Source organism: Klebsiella aerogenes (assembly GCA_029027985.1).
GTDB classification, from domain to species: Bacteria; Pseudomonadota; Gammaproteobacteria; order Enterobacterales; family Enterobacteriaceae; genus Klebsiella; species Klebsiella aerogenes_A.
On record CP119076.1, the window covers coordinates 2,066,101 to 2,084,764 of the forward strand.

Sequence of the window (18,664 nt, forward strand, 5' to 3'; positions counted from 1 at the left end):
AAGCGAGTTGAATCCGCTACAGTAGATAGGGATCTCCTTAACCTGCTTAATTGACTGAGGGAAGGCTATGCAACACGACATTCTTAATACCGAAGTGACGACCATTGATGGCGAGAAAACAACGCTGTCGCCCTACGCTGGTCAGGTTCTGCTGATCGTCAATGTGGCCTCGAAGTGCGGCCTGACGCCGCAGTATGAGCAACTGGAAACGCTGCAGAAAGATTTCGCCCGGCAGGGATTCAATGTCCTTGGTTTCCCGTGCAACCAGTTTCTTGGCCAGGAGCCGGGCAGTGAAGAGGAGATTAAAACCTTCTGCAGCGTCACCTACGGCGTGACCTTCCCTATGTTCAGCAAAATTGATGTTAACGGCGAACATCGCGCGCCGCTGTATCAAAAACTGATTGCCGCCGCCCCGAAGGCCGTCGCGCCGCAAGGCAGCGGTTTTTATGAGCGGATGGCCAGCAAAGGACGTGCGCCGCTGTATGTTGATGACATCCTGTGGAATTTTGAAAAATTCCTCGTCGGTCGCGATGGCCAGGTAATCCAACGTTTCTCGCCGGATATGACCCCGGACGATCCGCAGCTGCTGGCCGCGGTTAAAGGGGCATTAGCGCAATAATGCCGTTTTTGATGCAGCTACAGGATGTAGCGGAAGCGGGGCGGCTGTTGCCGTTTACCGCTGACGTTCGGCCCGGCGAGATAGTTCATCTCGTGGGGCCGAACGGCGCGGGCAAAAGCACCTTGCTGGCGCGTATGGCCGGGCTGACCACTGGCCCCGGCCAGATTACGTTCAACGAGCGCGCGCTGGATGCGTGGCCTGCTGCGGAACTTGCCCGCCATCGCGCCTACCTTAATCAACAACAACTCCCGCCTTTTGCGATGCCGGTGTGGCACTATCTGTCGTTACATATGCAGGATAGCGCCCCGCAGGGGTTGCTCAACGACATCGCCGGGCAACTGGGGTTAAGCGATAAGCTGGGGCGCCAGGTCAATCAGATCTCTGGCGGTGAGTGGCAGCGAGTGCGTCTGGCGGCGGTGGTTCTGCAAATTCACCGTGGCGCCAACCCAACCGGGCAATTGCTGTTGCTGGATGAACCGATGAACAGCCTTGACGTGGCGCAGCAGGCGGCGCTCGATAGCGTGCTGGCGTCGCTGTGCGCGCTGGGTGTCGCTATCGTGATGAGCAGCCACGATCTCAACCATACTCTGCGTCATGCGCAGCGAGCGTGGTTGATCTGCCGCGGGCGGACGATTGCCTGCGGCAAAACGCATGAAGTGTTGAGTGAAGAGAATTTGACCGCCGCTTATGATATCGCCTTCCAGAGAGTGGAAGTGGCTGGTCATCTTATGCTCGTTGCGTCACAGTAGCGTGTAACGTTCTTGCCTGTGCGACGCTAAACAAGCTAAATTATCGCAACAACAGGACAGGGAACAGAGGAATCGTCTGAGATGCGTTTCTGGTTCATTTTTATTGCGGCGATTGTGCTGGTGGGCTGTAGTAGCCACCGTGCGCCGCCGCCGAATCCGCGGCTGGCGGATTCTATTACCGTCGTCGCGAATCTCAATGAGCAGCTGAGTAACTGGCGCGGCGCGCCTTACCGCTACGGCGGGATGACGCCGCGCGGCGTCGACTGCTCGGGCTTTGTGGTGCGTACGTTCCGCGATAAATTCGCCATGCAGCTGCCGCGGGAAACCCGTGAGCAGGCAGAAATCGGCACGCGTATTGATAAAAGCGACCTGCTGCCCGGCGATTTGGTGTTTTTCAAAACCGGCTCCGGTGAAAACGGTCTGCATGTGGGTATCTACGATACCGACAACCAGTTTATTCACGCCTCTACCAGCCAGGGCGTCACCCGTTCATCGCTGGATAATGTCTACTGGAACAAGAAATTCTGGCAGGCGAGGCGCATCTAGCGCGATTTGACGTGAAAAGGGAGCTTTGGCTCCCTTTTTTACTGCCATAACCCTGCATTTCGCCCGTGTTAATACCTTGTTGAAGGCACTACACTGGGGGCAGGAGGAACCATGACCCTGTCTTTTACTACCCACTGGCGCGATCAGCTGCCGGATTTTTACACTTCACTGGCGCCTACGCCGCTGAATAACGCGCGTCTCATTTGGCGCAATGCCGCGCTGGCGAAAACGCTGGGCGTCGCTGATGCGCTATTCGAACCGGCGCACGGCGCGGGTGTCTGGGGCGGCGAAGCGCTGCTGCCGGGGATGTCGCCGTTAGCGCAGGTCTATAGCGGCCATCAGTTCGGCGCCTGGGCCGGGCAGCTTGGCGATGGGCGCGGTATTCTGCTCGGTGAGCAGCAATTGCCGGACGGCCAACGTTTTGACTGGCATCTGAAAGGGGCCGGGCTGACGCCATATTCGCGGATGGGCGATGGCCGGGCGGTACTGCGCTCGACGATCCGCGAAAGTCTTGCTTCCGAAGCGATGTACGCATTGGGTATCCCAACGACTCGCGCGCTGGCGATGGTGACCAGCGACACGCCGGTCTATCGCGAAAGCGAAGAACGCGGGACGATGCTGATGCGTATCGCGGAAAGTCACGTGCGCTTCGGCCACTTTGAGCACTTCTACTATCGCCGCGAAGCGGAAAAGGTGCAGCAACTGGCGGACTATGTGATCCGCCACCACTGGCCGCATCTACAAGAGGAGGCCGATAAATATATCCTCTGGTTCCGTGACGTTGTCACGCGAACCGCGGAGATGATCGCCAGCTGGCAGACTGTCGGTTTTGCCCACGGGGTGATGAATACCGATAATATGTCGATTCTTGGCCTGACCATGGACTACGGCCCGTACGGTTTCCTTGATGATTTCCAGCCAGGGTTTATCTGTAACCACTCCGACTACCAGGGGCGCTACAGCTTTGATAACCAACCGGCGGTGGGGCTATGGAACCTGCAACGTCTGGCGCAGTCGTTATCGCCGTTTATCAGCGCTGAGGCGTTGAATACGGCGCTGGATGGTTATCAGCATGCGCTATTAACGGCCTACGGCCGCCGTATGCGCGACAAGCTCGGCCTCTATACCCAGCAACCCGGCGATAATGAACTGCTCGATGGCTTATTCAGCCTGATGGAGCGTGAAGGCAGCGATTACACCCGTACCTTCCGTCTGCTGAGCCAAAGCGAACAGCACAGCGCGGCATCGCCGCTACGTGATGAGTTTATCGACCGCGCCGCCTTTGATAGCTGGTTTGCCGACTATCGCGCGCGCTTGCGTGATGAGTCATTCGAGGATAGCGAACGCCAGCAGCGCATGCAGCGTGTTAACCCGGCAGTGGTGCTACGCAACTGGCTGGCGCAGCGGGCGATCGAGCAGGCTGAAGGTGGCGACATGCGCGAGCTGGAGCGTCTGCATGCGGCATTAGCGCAGCCGTTTAGCGATCGCGACGATGACTATGTGAGCCGCCCGCCGGACTGGGGTAAACATCTGGAAGTGAGCTGCTCCAGCTAACCCGCATAACCCCGCCGCCGAGCGGGGTTATTATTTGGTCAAAATCAATTTACCGGCATTGGTCTGACGCAGCAGATAGCGCTGGCCGTCATGCTCGATCACCACGCGTCCTTCCGCGCCCAACAATGTCCTGCTGTTGATCTGGCGGTCGCTGGCAATGGGATAGGGGGTATTGTCTTTTGTTTTCTCTGCTGTGGCAGTGTTATCCATACGCGTCATAGCACCAAAATAAAAATAAAAGCAACAATGATAATCATTATCAGTAATGTTAAATTTCACGGCAAGCATTATTTGTCGTTGGTAACCTATTCTGGTAGTGATTGCGCAGAGGATGAACGATGAGAATGAAGAACCCGCCGCGAGCGCGGCGGGGGGCGCTTTACAGGCGCGTCGCGGTTGCGGCGGCCAGCTCGGCCAGCATTTTTTCGCTATCTTCCCAGCTCAGGCACGGGTCGGTGATCGACTGACCCCAGGTCAGAGGCTGCCCTGGAACCACCTTTTGCGTACCTTCGGCGAGGAAGCTTTCCGCCATGATCCCGGCAATGGCGGTCGATCCATCGCGGATCTGTTGGCAGATGTTCGCGCAGACTTCCAGCTGGCGGCGATGCTGTTTCTGACAGTTGCCGTGGCTGAAATCGACGACCAGTTGTTCCGGCAGATCGAATTCACGTAACGCGTCGCCAGCGGCGGCAATATCCGCGGCATGATAGTTAGGGCGTTTGCCGCCGCGCATGATGATATGACCGTATGGATTACCGCTGGTCTGGTAAATCGTCATCTGGCCTTGTTTATCCGGGGACAGGAACATATGGCTGGCCCGCGAGGCGCGGATGGCGTCGACCGCGATGCGGGTATTGCCGTCAGTGCCGTTTTTAAAGCCGACCGGGCAGGAGAGCGCCGAGGCCATTTCACGGTGGATCTGGCTTTCGGTGGTGCGCGCGCCGATGGCGCCCCAGCTAATCAAATCGGCGATAAACTGTCCGGTCACCATATCGAGGAATTCGGTGGCGGTCGGGATACTCAGCTCGTTTACCTGCAGCAGCAGGCGGCGCGCCAGCTCAATGCCGTGATTCACCCGATAGCTGCCGTTCAGGTCAGGGTCGGAAATTAACCCTTTCCAGCCCACCACGGTGCGCGGTTTTTCGAAATAAGTGCGCATCACGATTTCCAGCTGCGGCTGGTAACGCTCGCGCATACCCTGCAGGCGGTGCGCATATTCCAGTGCCGCTTCGGTATCGTGAATGGAGCAAGGGCCGATAATCACCAGCAGACGGCGGTCCTCGCCGTTGAGGATTTTTTCAATCCGACGGCGGGAAGCGGAGACGTGAGCTGCCACTTCGGCCGACACGGGATGGCGCTGCGCCAGTTCCGCGGGCGTTACCAGGCTTTCAATGCGCGCGGTGCGCAATTCGTCTGTTTTATTCATTGGGGGTCTCAAAAATCTGTTTCTTCCGCGGCGAAAATGCCGGGAAGTGATGCGCATCACGATAAACCAATCCCTGCTTATTGCAAGAGCAGGGCATGATCCTGTATAGGCCACGTGCAATAGCATAAACAAATTTTCAACAATGTACTAGTGTGTTAGTACATTCTTCGATTCAGCCCCATGATATCCATGATTTTGGTCGCGATTTCTTCTACCGAATAATTGGTGCTGTTGAGACAGGGGATCTTATTTTTGCGATACAGCGCTTCCACTTCGGTGACTTCCATTCGACACTGGCGCAGCGAGGCGTAGCGGCTGTTTTCTCGCCGTTCCTCGCGGATTGCCGCCAGCCGCTCCGGGTTAATCGTCAGACCGAACATCTTGTGCTGCAGGGGCTTTAGTGACGCCGGGAGGATCAGATTGTCCATATCGTCGGCGATAAAGGGGTAGTTTGCCGCGCGAATACCATACTGCATCGCCAGATACAGGCTGGTGGGCGTTTTGCCGCAACGTGAAACGCCCAGCAGGATCACCTGAGCCTGATCGAGATTGCGCAGCGAGATGCCATCATCGTGGGCGAGGGTGTAATCAATGGCGGCGATACGGGCATCGTACTTAATCAAGTTACCAGGATTCAGGCCGTGGGTGCGGTGGGCCACTGGCGTTGGGTCAAGGTGCAGTTCCTGCTGCAGCGGGGCCACCAGCGCCTGCACGATATCCTGACAAAAGCCCTCGCTTTGCAGAATAATGTCGCGAATTTCGGGGATCACGATGGAATAGAAGACCAGAGGACGAACGCCGGTTTGCTGAAAGATGGCATCGATTTGTTCTTTCACCGCCCGGGCGCGACTGGCGTTTTCGACAAACGGCAGCGTCACGCTGCTGATGGCCACGGGAAATTGCGACATCACCGCATGGCCCAAAACTTCCGCCGTAATAGCGGTACCGTCAGAAATATAAAATACGTGGCGATCTACAGCACTATCCATTTGGGCCATCCGTTTAAATGAGATTAAATATCTAAAAGCAGTGAGTAAATTTAAGCATACTGCTTTAGCCTTTGTCTTACTTTAAAAAATGAAACGGTATTTTTGTTTTTAATGAAAAGGCCGGTTCAGTTTCTCATTTTGTACACTATTTGTATCCAATTTCACTAGAATTCAATCTAATCATATGGTTAGGCATTTCCGGAAAACAATCCTAAAAACAGAAAAATAATTTGCTTGAACGATTCACCGTTTTTTTCAGCGACGTAAATATGTCAGGATGAATACCGTAGTCGATCGTGAGTTTTCTATAATTTGTATTAAATCACAAAAGGATTGTCTCGATGTCCAACAATGGCTCGTCACCGCTGGTGCTTTGGTATAACCAACTCGGCATGAATGATGTAGACAGAGTTGGGGGCAAAAATGCCTCCCTTGGTGAAATGATTACTAACCTGTCCGGTATGGGTGTTTCCGTGCCAAACGGGTTTGCCACCACCGCTGATGCTTTCAATCAGTTCCTGGACCAAAGCGGTGTAAACCAGCGCATTTATGCACTGCTGGATGAAACCGACATTGACGACGTTTCCGCATTAGCGAAAGCGGGCGCGCAGATCCGTCAGTGGATCATCGATACCCCATTCCAGAGCGAACTGGAAAACGCGATTCGCGATGCTTATGACCTGCTGTCCGCCGATGACGCCGAGGCCTCATTTGCCGTGCGCTCTTCCGCCACCGCGGAAGATATGCCGGATGCTTCCTTCGCCGGGCAGCAAGAGACATTCCTCAACGTGCAGGGCTTTGACGCCGTGCTCGTTGCCGTGAAGCACGTATTTGCCTCACTGTTTAACGATCGCGCGATTTCCTATCGCGTGCATCAGGGTTACGATCACCGCGGCGTGGCGCTTTCCGCCGGGGTGCAGAGGATGGTGCGTTCGGATCTCGCCTCCTCCGGCGTCATGTTCTCCATTGATACCGAGTCCGGTTTCGACCAGGTGGTGTTTATCACCTCGGCGTGGGGGCTTGGCGAAATGGTGGTGCAGGGCGCAGTGAACCCGGACGAATTCTACGTCCATAAACCGACGCTGGCGGCGAACCGCCCGGCCATCGTGCGCCGCACCATGGGATCGAAAAAAATCCGCATGGTCTACGCGCCGACCCAGGAACATGGCAAGCAGGTGCGAATCGAAGATGTGCCGCAGGCGCAGCGCGATATCTTTTCGTTAACCAACGAAGAAGTGGAAGAGCTGGCGAAGCAGGCGGTGCAGATCGAGAAACACTACGGCCGTCCGATGGATATCGAGTGGGCGAAAGACGGCCACACCGGTAAACTGTTTATCGTCCAGGCGCGCCCGGAAACCGTGCGTTCGCGCGGCCAGGTGATGGAACGTTATACCCTGCACGCCCAGGGGCAGATCATCGCCGAAGGGCGAGCGATCGGTCACCGTATCGGCGCGGGTCCGGTTAAAGTGATCCACGATATCAGCGAGATGAACCGCATCGAACCTGGCGACGTGCTGGTCACCGACATGACCGACCCGGATTGGGAACCGATCATGAAAAAAGCCTCGGCGATCGTCACTAACCGCGGCGGGCGCACCTGTCACGCGGCGATCATCGCCCGTGAGCTGGGTATTCCGGCGGTAGTTGGCTGCGGCGACGCGACTGAACGTATCCACGAAAACCAGAACGTTACTGTTTCTTGCGCCGAAGGCGACACCGGCTACGTCTACGCCGAGCTGCTGGACTTCAGCGTGAAGAGCTCCAGCGTCGGCGAGATGCCGAATCTGCCGCTGAAGGTGATGATGAACGTCGGTAACCCGGATCGCGCCTTTGATTTTGCCTGCCTGCCGAACGAAGGCGTAGGCCTGGCGCGTCTGGAGTTCATCATCAACCGCATGATCGGCGTTCACCCGCGCGCGCTGCTGGAATTTGACGACCAGGAGCCGAGCCTGCAGAACGAAATCCGCGAGCTGATGAAAGGCTACGATTCGCCGAAAGAGTTTTACGTTGGCCGCCTGACCGAAGGGATCGCGACCCTCGGCGCCGCGTTCTACCCGAAACGCGTTATTGTACGTCTGTCCGACTTCAAATCTAACGAATACGCCAACCTGGTGGGCGGCGAGCGTTATGAGCCGGAAGAAGAGAACCCAATGCTGGGCTTCCGCGGCGCCGGCCGCTACGTTTCTGAAAACTTCCGCGACTGCTTCGCGCTGGAATGTGAAGCCATGAAACGCGTACGTAACGAGATGGGACTGACCAACGTGGAAGTGATGGTGCCGTTCGTGCGTACCGTCGCGCAGGCGAAAGCGGTGGTCGAAGAGCTGGAACGTCAAGGGTTGAAGCGCGGCGAGAACGGGCTGAAGATCATTATGATGTGCGAAATCCCGTCGAATGCGCTGCTGGCGGAACAGTTCCTGGAATACTTCGACGGCTTCTCGATCGGCTCGAATGATATGACACAGCTGACGCTGGGTCTGGATCGTGACTCCGGCGTAGTGTCCGAGTTGTTCGACGAACGCAACGACGCGGTGAAAGCGCTGTTGTCGATGGCGATCCGCGCGGCGAAGAAACAGGGTAAATACGTCGGCATCTGCGGCCAGGGGCCGTCCGATCACGAAGACTTTGCCGCCTGGCTGATGGAAGAAGGGATTGATAGTCTGTCTCTGAACCCGGATACCGTGGTGCAAACCTGGTTAGGTCTGGCTGAACTGAATAAATAAGTCATTATTTAATGTGATAAATCCCCGGCAGAAATGGCGGGGATTTTTTTATTTGTCAGCAAACTCTCCGCTCTTATTTGCACTGAATCACATAAAGCGAAAAAAACAAAATATCGTAATTCAGCAATGAATTTCGGCAATTGTTACAACGCCCGCTATTTCTAATACTGACAGAGCGTCAACGGAGTCTCCGTTTGGCGATGAATTGAGACGCGTGTTTTCTCTCCGGTAAGGGATAATAATAATGGCTCTCTCCTCTGTACTGACAACAAAAGATAAAATTGGCTATGGGCTTGGCGACATGGCCAGCGCGCTGGTGTGGCAAACCGCGACCTTATTTTTAGCCTTTTTCTATACAGATGTTTTTGGTTTACCTGCGGCGATTATGGGATCGATGTTTTTAATCGTCAGGGTTGTCGATGCCGTCGTCGACCCTTGTATCGGCGCGCTGGTGGATCGCACGCAGACTCGTCACGGGCGGTTCCGCCCCTGGTTGCTGTGGTTTGCGATTCCCTTTGGCGTGAGCTGCATCATTACTTTCTATGTGCCTGACGTGGGTGAGACAGGAAAAATTATTTACGCTTGCCTGACTTACGCCATCCTGAGCTTTATCTATTCGGCAATCAATGTGCCGTACTGCGCGATGCCCGGGGCCCTGACCATGGATCCGCATGAGCGCCATTCCCTGCAATCATGGCGTTTTGCGCTGTCTTTTATCGGCGGATTGATCGTAACGGTTATCGCGCTGCCGCTGGTGGCGCATCTTGGGCAGGGGAATGCGCAAAAAGGCTATTTTTATGCCATGAGTCTGATGGGGATATTGGGCATCGTGCTTTTCTTTAGCTGCTTTTTCCTCACGCGTGAGCGCTATACGCCGGCTGGCGATAGTGCGGGCTCATTATTAAAAGACCTTAAATTACTGGCGGGAAATAACCAGTGGCGAATTGTCTTTATTTTTAACATTCTGCTATTAACGGCTGTGGTGACCCGTGGTTCCGCCACCATGTATTACGTCAAATATGTTATACAGCGCCCGGAAATGGTCTTCACTTTTATTGTCTCGGGGATGATTGCTGCACTGCTGGGGGCATTATTATCGGCGCGGTTGCTGGGGAAATTTGACCGGGTTCGCACCTATCAGTGGACCATCATTACCTTCGTTATTTTTGCCTCGGCGATTTTCTTTATTCCACCACAGCAGGTGTGGCTGATATTTGGCCTTAATGTGGCATTCAGTTTTATTCAGAATCTGACCACGCCGCTGCAGTGGACCATGTTTTCCGACGTAGTCGATTATGAAGAGCATCGCAGCGGTCGCCGCCTCGATGGGCTGGTCTTTTCTACCGCGCTGTTCGCCATTAAGTTTGGTCTGGCACTGGGCGGCGCGGTGGTCGGCTGGGTGCTCGGTTTTGTCGATTATATCCCCAACGCGTTGAATCAATCGGCGACGGTGCTGGGAACGATTAACGCCCTGTTTACGCTGGTGCCCTCAGCGCTGTTTATCGTGATGGCGCTGTTGCTGATGTTGTACAAATTAAACAGCCGTACGGCGGATGAGATTGCCCGCGAGCTGGCGCGTAAACGCCAGCCAGCCGCCAAAAATACGGCCGATCCCGCCATTCATTCCGCCCTGCAGGAGTAATTTGATGACTGACATTTACAAGGATCCCCATTATCCCATCCCGCAACGTGTCGCCGATTTATTGTCACGGATGACACCGGAAGAAAAGTTTGCCCAGATGCACGCCTGGTGGCTGGTGCTGGCGGAAGACGGTGAGCATCGTGAACGCAGTGATATGAGTGATGAATTTGCAGGCGTCAGTGAACAGACCTCGTTGGCGCAGCGGCTAAAGCTGGGGGTGGGGCAAATCACCCGACCGTTGGGCACTCATATTGTGGATGCGGCAAGCGGCGTACGCGCGGCCAACCGGCTGCAAAAAATGCTGATTGAGGAGACGCGACTCGGCATTCCGGCGCTATTTCACGAAGAGTGTCTGGTAGGATTGCTGTGCAAAGACGCGACGCTGTTTCCCTCTTCGCTGAATTACGGGTCCACCTGGGATCCTGAACTGGTGGCGCGCGCGGCGCGGGAAATCGGCGCCGAAGCGCGATCAACCGGCTGTAAACAGGGGCTGGCCCCGGTGTTGGATGTGTCCCGCGATGTGCGCTGGGGGCGCACTGAAGAGACCTTCGGCGAGGATCCCTGGTTGGTGGGCGTGATGGCCTGCGCTTACGTTGAAGGGCTACAGGGAGAGCGGCGTGACGTACTGGCGACGTTGAAACATTATGTCGGTCATTCGTTCAGTGAGGGCGCGCGCAACCATGCGCCGGTACATCTGGGTTTCTGCGAACTTAACGACACCTTTTTACTCCCCTTTGAAATGGCGGTGAAGTTGGCCAATGCCGGATCGGTGATGCCCGCCTACCACGATATCGACAATCAGCCAGGACACAGCGACTACTTTCTGCTCACCACCGTGTTGCGCGAGCAGTGGGGATTTGACGGTATTGTGGTCGCCGATTATGGCGGCGTGAGTTTGCTGCATCAGCATCATGGCGTGTCTCATGATGCTGCGGAGTCGGCGGCATTGGCCTTCAATGCCGGGTTGGATGTCGAATTACCAAAGGACGACTGCGCACGTCATCTGCAGGAAGCGTTAGCGCGCGGCCTGATAACGATGGACAAAATTGATGAGATTGTCTCCCGCACCCTGACGGAGAAATTCCGCCTTGGCTTGTTTGAACATCCTTATACCGAGGTGGCGGGGATTAACCTGCAGTCCGCCAGCGCCAGGCAGGCGGCGCGTGATGTGGCGACGCGTTCACTGACATTGTTGGAAAATCGCGGCGTATTACCGCTGTCGGGAAATGTGCAACTGGCGGTGGTTGGGCCGACAGCGGACGATCCGCTGGCATTACTCAGTGGATACAGTTTCCCGGTACATCTGATTATCAGCGATATGGTTGAGGAGGCCTCACAGGTAACCACACCGCTGGCCGCGCTACGTCGCTATTATGGCGAGGAACAGATCCATTATGCTAAAGGTTGCCATATTATTGCGCAGCGGATGGCCGGCGCGCCGGTATTTCCTGGCGACAGCGGCGGTAAACCGATGCAGGCGTCGCCGGTTTCGTTTGACCAAACGCTGATCCCTGAAGCGGTTGCCGCCGCACAGCAGAGCGACGTCGTCATCGCCTGCGTCGGCGACCTGGCTGGTCTGTTTCAGAGCGGGACGGTGGGAGAAGGCTCAGATACCGATAGCCTGAACCTGCCCGGCGTGCAGCAGCAATTACTGGAAGCGCTGGCGGCGACCGGTAAACCGCTCATTGTCGTGATGACTGGAGGACGGCCTTATCATTTACAGGGTCTGGAAGATAAAGTGGCGGCGCTATTAATAGCCTGGGCGCCGGGTCAGGAAGGGGGATGGGCGATCGCTGACGTCCTGAGCGGCCGTGCGGAACCGCAAGGACGATTGGCGGTGAGCGTGCCGAAAAGCGCCGGCGCGATGCCTTATTACTACAACCATAAGTTGAAAAGCGGGGGGACGCCGTTCGCCTTCCACTTTGGCTCACGTTACCCCTTCGGCTACGGGCAGAGTTGGACCACTTTCGATTACGCCGCACCGCGTCTGCTGGCGCCACAGGTCAGCATGAGCGGGGAAATTGCGCTTGAAGTGACGCTACGCAACAGCGGCAAGCGCCGAGGCAGCGAGGTGGTGCAATTGTACGTGCGCGACAAAGTAGCCTCAATGGTGCGCCCGCTACAGGAACTTAAGGCTTTCCAGCGCGTGGACATTGAGCCTGGCGCCAGCCGAACGCTCACTTTTTACCTACCGGTGGATATGCTCAACTTTACCCGTAAAGACGGCAAACGTATTGTCGAGCCAGGCGAGTTTGAGCTGCAGATTGGGGCGTCGTCTGCGGATATTCGCGGTACGGCGACCGTCATCGTGACCGGCGAGGTACGCGAACTGGCAAAAAACTGGCGTATGATGAGCCGCTGCGAAGTAAGTTAAATGAAAAAAAAGCCCATCGTGGGAGATGGGCAAAATCTAGCGTGGCACACTTTCCATTAAAACACGTAGAGCTTAGAACCCAGAAACGGCGCGGCTTACAATGCTTTTTATCTAATCTTCAGCATTGACAAGGGCTAGAGCATGAGCACACAAATTACCCACATTACGCACACACAGAGAAAGGGCTATCTATGGCGTAAGCGCTACGATAAATCTACCATTGAAATTGCATTACAGGCCAATGGTAAAGAACAGGCTACACAGAGAGCAGCAGCTATCACAGTACGTTTTATGGAACTTGAAGCGCTGGATGTTCCATTTACCACCATGAGAGAGACGCTAAAGGCTTACAGGGATAAAATCATCAAAGCTGATAAGCTGACCCGTTTACAGGCCTTAGCATCCATTACAGAGGCCTCAGAATCTGTTTTAGCTACTGTCACCACCCATACGCCTACAATCAGTGAGAAAATGGAACAGGAGACGCTACAGCGTGAGATTGTATCTGTGGGACATTCACTGGAGGAAGCAAAAGAATCATTCTTCAATGCCTCTACAGAGTGGGCTGTTAAGACCAGAAAAGATTACAGTGGCTGCATTGATCGTTTTATCGTTTGGTGTACTGCTTCTTCTCTCACCACTATAGAGAGCATCAAGAAAGAAAACATCGTAAGCTTCAAAGCTTACATGGATGAACACCAATATGCCCCTAACACTAAACAGAAGATACTGAATCGATTAAGTAGCTTATTTAAACACTGCGTAGATGTAATGGAATGGATAGATAAAAATCCGATTACAGGCATGATGTATCGAAAAGTAGAAGTAGTGAATAAGAAAGAGGAGATTACAGCAGTACAATTTCAAGAGGCTGTATCACACAATCTTACTACAAGTGACTTACAATCCTTTTGGGCTATGCAGATACTTTATCACTGTGGTTTACGTGTATCAGAGCTTACGCAACTTAAAAAAGGTGATTACCGAGTTATTGAGGGCATTAAATGCATCAGCATTAATAATGAGGGAGACAAGACAGTTAAGAATGCAGCAAGTATAAGAAACATTCCTCTGAATGATGCATTACTCTCTCTGAATATTTGGGAGAAAAAACCTACAATGAAATATGGTGATAATAGAACTATGGACGCTGTAACAAGGGCTTTTAGAAGAATTGAACTTAAACGTTCTACACACTGCTTTAGACACAGTTTGTCTAACCGTCTACGTGATACAAATGCAGACGATAGCACACGTGCTTTTATACTTGGACACAGCCAGTCTAACATCACTGATAGAGTGTATATTAGTCGCTTACCTCTTCAGCGTATGAAGGAAGCGTTAGATAACGCTGCTGCGATTTAAAACAACAAGGGGAAGCTATGATAGCTTCCCTTTCTTCATTTCCTCTACTGCACTTTTGTACAGAATCCTCAATACATTTGCATCTTCTTTCCTGTGCTCTCTTTGAGCTGATCTAATAGCATATTTCAATGCTCTAGCTGTACGAATACATTCATCTTGTCTATTGTTCATCTTCATATGTATATCCAACTTTAATGTATAAATAAACACTAACACATTGTTACATCAAGTGTGTTAATGCACAGGGATAATAAATAAATACTCTAAATAAGGAATAGCTTAAATGAAAAGATTAGTTTTGCTTGGTGCTCTAGTTGTAACTCTTTCTGGATGTGTAGTAAATCCGAGTAGTTATAGCAATGTAGAGTTAGTGCAGTGTGCACAACGAGGCAAAGTCTTTATGAGACATGATAGCTTTGGGCTATGTGGTGAAGAACTGGCTAACAGGTTAAACGCAGGGAAGGTAAGCCAGAGTGATTTAGTGGCTGGAGGAATGGGAACAGATGCAGCTATTGCTAGAATTCAAGCGGCAGGAAATGTGACAGCAGCTAGCACAGTGGCTACAGGTTTAGAAAATCAATCTGTTGGAGTATATAGACAGTAACATGAAAAGAATTATCGCCGTAACTGTTATATGCTCCTCTTTGTTAGGATGTAACCAGTTTAATAAAAAAGAGGTAGTTAATACACCACCAGACCCAATCAAGAACTATAAATGTAGTAAAACTGGCACTACTTTTAACAAAGAAATTGAAACTGAAAAAATGGGGCAGGTTTATTTAAGTATAAACACTGATAATGGAGTGGTTGTCTCAAGTGATGGTTTTAATGAACATATGGAGAAAAACACAGAAAATAACTATACTTTATCATCCTTAGTCGATGGGAAAACTAAAACTATAGCATCACTTACGAAACAGGGAAGGGTTGCCTATTTGAATCATCAACCGATTCAAAATTACATGTATGAGTATTCATGTTTTGAGGTCAAATAAACCTTAAGTTTTGCAGATGAAAGAAAAGCCCTAATGATAGCGAGTCATTAAGGCTTTTTGCTTATGGTCTGTATATTAAATTGGCAAGGGTGGCGCCCTTATCAACATAGGTTATATACTAATTAGATGAAAATTATTCCTCTTCATCCTCACCATTAACTAAAGCTTTAAGGCCTTGCCCTAAACTTACACGAGCAGTGTTAGCTACAGCCATAATGTTCTTTGCTTTTTTGAGCATAATAGCCTTAGCCTGATCTTCAGTTATTTCCCCTGTAATTACTTGCTCTGATAGCTGTCGTGCCTCTTCCATTAAAGCGCTTTCATAAGCCTGTGTAGCTTTTTTACCAGCAGAAGCCGCAACCATAACACCAGCAGCAGGGACAGCAGCATGTGCCCACGTTGCAGCCAAAGCACCACCAGCAGCAGCTTTAGCAAAATGGCCTACTTTCCCTTTCATCCACTGAGAGAGAATATCAGCACCAGCTTGTATAGCACCATCAGTTTTCAATTTACCAGTGTTATGAGCATTATAAATCTCACCGAAGTTTTTATATAATAAAGGCCTTTCAGCTTTAGCTGTAGCAGCACGAGCAGCTTTGATTTTAGATAGAAAATTACGCACATCTTTAGTTAAAGGTTTTGATCTGGTTTCATAGAGTTCTTCATTAGCAAAATTCTTTTCACGCTGGGAAGGGCGACCAGATAACTTAATCTCTACATCTTCACCATTGTTAATAGATTTAATCAAATCTGCATCTGCTTCAGCTTGTTTATAAATCTTATCATACAACACCCTTTGAGCATCAGAAGAAGGATTAGCCCCTTTTTCTGGAAGCTTATTGTACATATCTTTATATTTATTGGCTTGCCTGTTAAGACTGGTTACAAGATTCTTTCCTTCTTTCTTCAATTCCTCTGAAATTAATTTGCTATTATCAGGTTTGAAAGCATCAGAAATAAATTTAGGAATTCCAGCACTATCACCAGCAGCTTTAAGAATAGATGAAAGAGGGATGGAACGTGCTTCTGTATTGCTCATCTGCATTTCACCTTTCATCATCCCGTTAGCCTCTCTATGCATTTTATTAGCATCAGCGATAACAGCAGCGCTTTCTATCTCTGCTCTTTCCTCTGCTTTAGGTTTAAGAAGTACATCATATTCTTTAACCTTATTGTTTGCATATTTTCGTAACTGATTAGGTGATAACTCTGATACTTCATCAGATTCCATCACACGTTTAATACGATTGATTGTTGGCTCTCTACCTTTAATCTTCTTAAAAGTATCTGGAGCATTCTTTTTTAACTCTGCATAAATATCTTCAGGCTCTACAGATATATACTCACCACTATTTAAGAGTTTTTGCCATGTATCAGCGTACTGTTTAACACCATTCCAAACAGTTGTTTTATGGGCTTCATCAAGAGCAGGCATATCTAACTGTTTCTTACCTTCAGTAATATCATTTAAGAGGTGATACCCTTGCTTACCTTCACCTAACAGCCAATCTAAGCCACCCTCACTAGCAGCACCGCCTACTGTATCAAGCGCTAGCTCTTCAGGGCTAATCTTTCCTTCAGTAGTACCTTGAGCGGCTAAACTACCTGCTGCGTTGCCTACAAGCTTCTTAGTAGCACCTCTAACCAGCTTAGGCACAATTGGTGCTGTCTCTTCCAGAGTAGGGGCTAGTGCTTCAAAGGCAGTAGTAGCAATACCTTCACCAACGCTGTATGCCGCTATATTAGAAACAAGTTTAGCTGTGTTTGTAATCTCTTTAATAGAACTCACATCATCAGGAGTTAGAAAGTCTTTATCGCTGTAAGGAGAGAGATAACCCAAAACGTTATTTTTCCCTGCTGTATCCTTAGTTCCTACTAGGGCATACAAAACAGGAATCACATTATGATTCTGTTCAGGCGTAGCAATATCTTTTTTCAATTCTGTATTAGCATCAATCATCCCTTGCACATAAGGATTGTTTGATTGGACACCTGAAATATTCTGTGTGACAGCATGAGCTTTATCTAGTTCATCCATGATAGTAGCTGCTGTGTTAAGAGATTTTTGTTGTTCTGCCATAGCATCCCAATCGTTACTACTATTTTGCTGTCTTGCCATTTCATCCCAATCTACAGGAGCCGAAGCCCCTGTATTTTGTTGAATAGCCATGCTATCCCATTTATTCATTTATGCTTTCTCCCACGTAGAGCCATTAGAAACATATTTAACTCCTTTATATTCTAGTGTCTGTCCTTTTGGCTGGTTGGTTGGTTGTCCTTCAGGGGTATCACCAGAAGTATTATTAGTAGGTGAAGAATTAGCATTTGCTACTGGCTGTGCAACATTTCCATCCTGTTCTTTAGCCAGTTGATCTAATTGCTCTGTGGTAAGTCCTGTATTAGCTGCTACTTGTGATCGAGTATAACGATCGTTTAAATCAAAAGCATTTGCTACAGGTTTAGCACTCTCAGACATTAAATTATTCATAGCTTCAGTTTCTTTGTGTGCAGCGTCTTTCATTTCAGAAATTTCCTCAGGGGTAAACTTACCTTTATTTTTTACTTTATCCTGAATCATCTGATTAATCTTATCAGCCCATCCTGTAACTGCTTCATCACTAACACCCGAAGCAGTAGAAACAGTGTTAGAAATACTAGGCGCTTCTACAGTTAAGAATTGATAAGCATCTGCAATTTGCCCGATAGGGGTAGATGTATCTACAGCATTCATTCGTGCATCTGCCTGTTTAGATTTATTCCAATCAGCAATAGCTTTTGAGTGTGTACGCGCAAATGATTTAAGTGCATCCATCTTAGCATGATCTGCTGTGTAGTTACCTGTAAGCTTAACTCGTGGTGTATTACCAGTAACAGAGGAAGCTTCAGTAATATGGTTTTGCGCCCAATCCATTGTCGTTTTAGTAGCAGGTTTACCAGTCGCAGGGTCAATACCTGTATCTACTATTTGTTTAGCTCTGTTAGTTATAGCTGGGGTAGACGAATAACTACCAATAGAGCCACTTTGCGAATGTAAATCATGGTAAGTAGGCATACTGTGCAACTCTTTTTGGTGCTCAAAAGAAGTATTATCATCTTCCTGTTTCCACTGTTCAGCCTGTTGTGCTGCATCTACATCCCATCCATGTTTTGTTTCTGCATCTTCTCTTTTATTCTTCTCTGCTAACTGGTTTTTCTCAGTATCCATCATTGCTTTACCATCACCAGTTTTCATGAAGTTCCATAGCATTTCTGAAGAATAGATATTACCATTCTCTTTAATAGAATTTTGCAGGATTTCAAAACGTTCATTCTCTTGCTTATCTTTATCATGAGCTACAGCAGAAGCTGTTAAGCCTAAACCTAAAGCAGCGCTACCACCTATCCCTAGTAAACGTGATGCACCATAAGTGATAAGCATACTCCCCAGCATATCTAGCAGCATCTGACCAGTTGAAGGGGGTTTAAAATTAACACCTCCATTTGCTACTGTCTCTGCATCTTCCTTAGCTTTTGCTAACTGGCTTTTGCTGAGATAGGTAGTAGCAGAGGATTGATTAGGGTCAATCATTGTTAACCCTTGTGCATTCTCTTCAACATAGTTTCTAGTTAGGAAAGAGGAAGCTAGTGAAGCTTCATTACTAGTGTCTAACATTGTTTGTGTTTGTTCTAAACTGTTCATTATATC

At 50.4% G+C, this 18,664-nt stretch carries 15 protein-coding genes; 10 read left to right on the plus strand and 5 right to left on the minus strand.

Annotated features, from left to right (window positions below):
- The first annotated feature begins 67 nt into the window (after positions 1 to 67).
- The 4 genes from PYR66_09830 to selO all read left to right on the plus strand — a co-directional run bounded on the left by PYR66_09830 (position 68) and on the right by selO (position 3,468).
- Complete coding sequence (locus PYR66_09830; GenBank protein ID WEF29959.1) at positions 68 to 619, plus strand: glutathione peroxidase; 552 nt, start codon at positions 68 to 70, stop codon at positions 617 to 619.
- Entirely contained in the window at positions 619 to 1,368 is a 750-nt protein-coding gene (gene btuD / locus PYR66_09835; GenBank protein WEF29960.1) for a vitamin B12 ABC transporter ATP-binding protein BtuD, read from the plus strand. The genes PYR66_09830 and btuD overlap by 1 nt, the downstream gene beginning before the upstream one ends.
- Positions 1,369 to 1,449: 81 nt before the next feature.
- Positions 1,450 to 1,914 carry an NlpC/P60 family protein gene (locus PYR66_09840; GenBank protein WEF29961.1) on the plus strand — a complete coding sequence of 155 codons (465 nt, stop codon included), beginning with the start codon at positions 1,450 to 1,452 and terminating at the stop codon, positions 1,912 to 1,914.
- Between the two features lie 111 nt (positions 1,915 to 2,025).
- Positions 2,026 to 3,468 carry a protein adenylyltransferase SelO gene (selO, locus tag PYR66_09845; GenBank protein WEF29962.1) on the plus strand — a complete coding sequence of 481 codons (1,443 nt, stop codon included), beginning with the start codon at positions 2,026 to 2,028 and terminating at the stop codon, positions 3,466 to 3,468.
- Positions 3,469 to 3,498: 30 nt separating this feature from the next.
- Here selO and hemP read toward each other — a convergent pair whose 3' ends face one another.
- From hemP to PYR66_09860, 3 genes are all read right to left on the minus strand, one after another.
- Positions 3,499 to 3,678: a hemin uptake protein HemP gene (gene hemP, locus PYR66_09850; protein ID WEF29963.1), complete on the minus strand. Its 180-nt coding sequence runs from the start codon at positions 3,676 to 3,678 to the stop codon at positions 3,499 to 3,501.
- 169 nt (positions 3,679 to 3,847) lie between these two features.
- Positions 3,848 to 4,894: a 3-deoxy-7-phosphoheptulonate synthase AroH gene (gene aroH / locus PYR66_09855; GenBank protein ID WEF29964.1), complete on the minus strand. Its 1,047-nt coding sequence runs from the start codon at positions 4,892 to 4,894 to the stop codon at positions 3,848 to 3,850.
- Between the two features lie 155 nt (positions 4,895 to 5,049).
- On the minus strand, positions 5,050 to 5,883 hold the full coding sequence (locus tag PYR66_09860; GenBank protein WEF29965.1) for a kinase/pyrophosphorylase: 834 nt from the start codon (positions 5,881 to 5,883) through the stop codon (positions 5,050 to 5,052).
- A 341-nt stretch (positions 5,884 to 6,224) separates the two neighbouring features.
- Between PYR66_09860 and ppsA the strand changes: the two genes are divergently transcribed.
- The 6 genes from ppsA to PYR66_09890 all read left to right on the plus strand — a co-directional run bounded on the left by ppsA (position 6,225) and on the right by PYR66_09890 (position 14,979).
- The gene (ppsA, locus tag PYR66_09865) at positions 6,225 to 8,603 is read left to right on the plus strand and encodes a phosphoenolpyruvate synthase (protein WEF29966.1); all 2,379 of its coding nucleotides are present in this window, start codon (positions 6,225 to 6,227) and stop codon (positions 8,601 to 8,603) included.
- 244 nt (positions 8,604 to 8,847) lie between these two features.
- Positions 8,848 to 10,245 carry an MFS transporter gene (locus PYR66_09870; protein WEF29967.1) on the plus strand — a complete coding sequence of 466 codons (1,398 nt, stop codon included), beginning with the start codon at positions 8,848 to 8,850 and terminating at the stop codon, positions 10,243 to 10,245.
- 4 nt (positions 10,246 to 10,249) lie between these two features.
- Positions 10,250 to 12,619: a glycoside hydrolase family 3 N-terminal domain-containing protein gene (locus tag PYR66_09875; GenBank protein ID WEF29968.1), complete on the plus strand. Its 2,370-nt coding sequence runs from the start codon at positions 10,250 to 10,252 to the stop codon at positions 12,617 to 12,619.
- A 141-nt stretch (positions 12,620 to 12,760) separates the two neighbouring features.
- Complete coding sequence (locus PYR66_09880) at positions 12,761 to 13,984, plus strand: tyrosine-type recombinase/integrase (protein WEF29969.1); 1,224 nt, start codon at positions 12,761 to 12,763, stop codon at positions 13,982 to 13,984.
- A 283-nt stretch (positions 13,985 to 14,267) separates the two neighbouring features.
- Positions 14,268 to 14,588 carry a hypothetical protein gene (locus PYR66_09885; protein ID WEF29970.1) on the plus strand — a complete coding sequence of 107 codons (321 nt, stop codon included), beginning with the start codon at positions 14,268 to 14,270 and terminating at the stop codon, positions 14,586 to 14,588.
- Position 14,589: 1 nt separating this feature from the next.
- Positions 14,590 to 14,979 carry a hypothetical protein gene (locus PYR66_09890; protein WEF29971.1) on the plus strand — a complete coding sequence of 130 codons (390 nt, stop codon included), beginning with the start codon at positions 14,590 to 14,592 and terminating at the stop codon, positions 14,977 to 14,979.
- A 133-nt stretch (positions 14,980 to 15,112) separates the two neighbouring features.
- On the opposite strand, the gene PYR66_09895 is transcribed toward PYR66_09890, so the two are convergent.
- Both PYR66_09895 and PYR66_09900 read right to left on the minus strand, forming a co-directional pair.
- A complete protein-coding gene (locus tag PYR66_09895) occupies positions 15,113 to 17,167 on the minus strand; it encodes a hypothetical protein (protein ID WEF29972.1) in 2,055 nt (684 codons plus the stop codon).
- Positions 17,168 to 18,658: a hypothetical protein gene (locus tag PYR66_09900; GenBank protein ID WEF29973.1), complete on the minus strand. Its 1,491-nt coding sequence runs from the start codon at positions 18,656 to 18,658 to the stop codon at positions 17,168 to 17,170.
- Positions 18,659 to 18,664: the final 6 nt, after the last annotated feature.

Bases quoted from the DNA above. Each gene is read 5' to 3' on its own strand.
- PYR66_09830 (WEF29959.1), top strand. From the start codon at position 68: ATGCAACACGACATTCTTAATACCGAAGTGACGACCATTGATGGCGAG.
- btuD (WEF29960.1), top strand. From the start codon at position 619: ATGCCGTTTTTGATGCAGCTACAGGATGTAGCGGAAGCGGGGCGGCTG.
- PYR66_09840 (WEF29961.1), top strand. From the start codon at position 1,450: ATGCGTTTCTGGTTCATTTTTATTGCGGCGATTGTGCTGGTGGGCTGT.
- selO (WEF29962.1), top strand. From the start codon at position 2,026: ATGACCCTGTCTTTTACTACCCACTGGCGCGATCAGCTGCCGGATTTT.
- hemP (WEF29963.1), bottom strand. From the start codon at position 3,678: ATGGATAACACTGCCACAGCAGAGAAAACAAAAGACAATACCCCCTAT.
- aroH (WEF29964.1), bottom strand. From the start codon at position 4,894: ATGAATAAAACAGACGAATTGCGCACCGCGCGCATTGAAAGCCTGGTA.
- PYR66_09860 (WEF29965.1), bottom strand. From the start codon at position 5,883: ATGGATAGTGCTGTAGATCGCCACGTATTTTATATTTCTGACGGTACC.
- ppsA (WEF29966.1), top strand. From the start codon at position 6,225: ATGTCCAACAATGGCTCGTCACCGCTGGTGCTTTGGTATAACCAACTC.
- PYR66_09870 (WEF29967.1), top strand. From the start codon at position 8,848: ATGGCTCTCTCCTCTGTACTGACAACAAAAGATAAAATTGGCTATGGG.
- PYR66_09875 (WEF29968.1), top strand. From the start codon at position 10,250: ATGACTGACATTTACAAGGATCCCCATTATCCCATCCCGCAACGTGTC.
- PYR66_09880 (WEF29969.1), top strand. From the start codon at position 12,761: ATGAGCACACAAATTACCCACATTACGCACACACAGAGAAAGGGCTAT.
- PYR66_09885 (WEF29970.1), top strand. From the start codon at position 14,268: ATGAAAAGATTAGTTTTGCTTGGTGCTCTAGTTGTAACTCTTTCTGGA.
- PYR66_09890 (WEF29971.1), top strand. From the start codon at position 14,590: ATGAAAAGAATTATCGCCGTAACTGTTATATGCTCCTCTTTGTTAGGA.
- PYR66_09895 (WEF29972.1), bottom strand. From the start codon at position 17,167: ATGAATAAATGGGATAGCATGGCTATTCAACAAAATACAGGGGCTTCG.
- PYR66_09900 (WEF29973.1), bottom strand. From the start codon at position 18,658: ATGAACAGTTTAGAACAAACACAAACAATGTTAGACACTAGTAATGAA.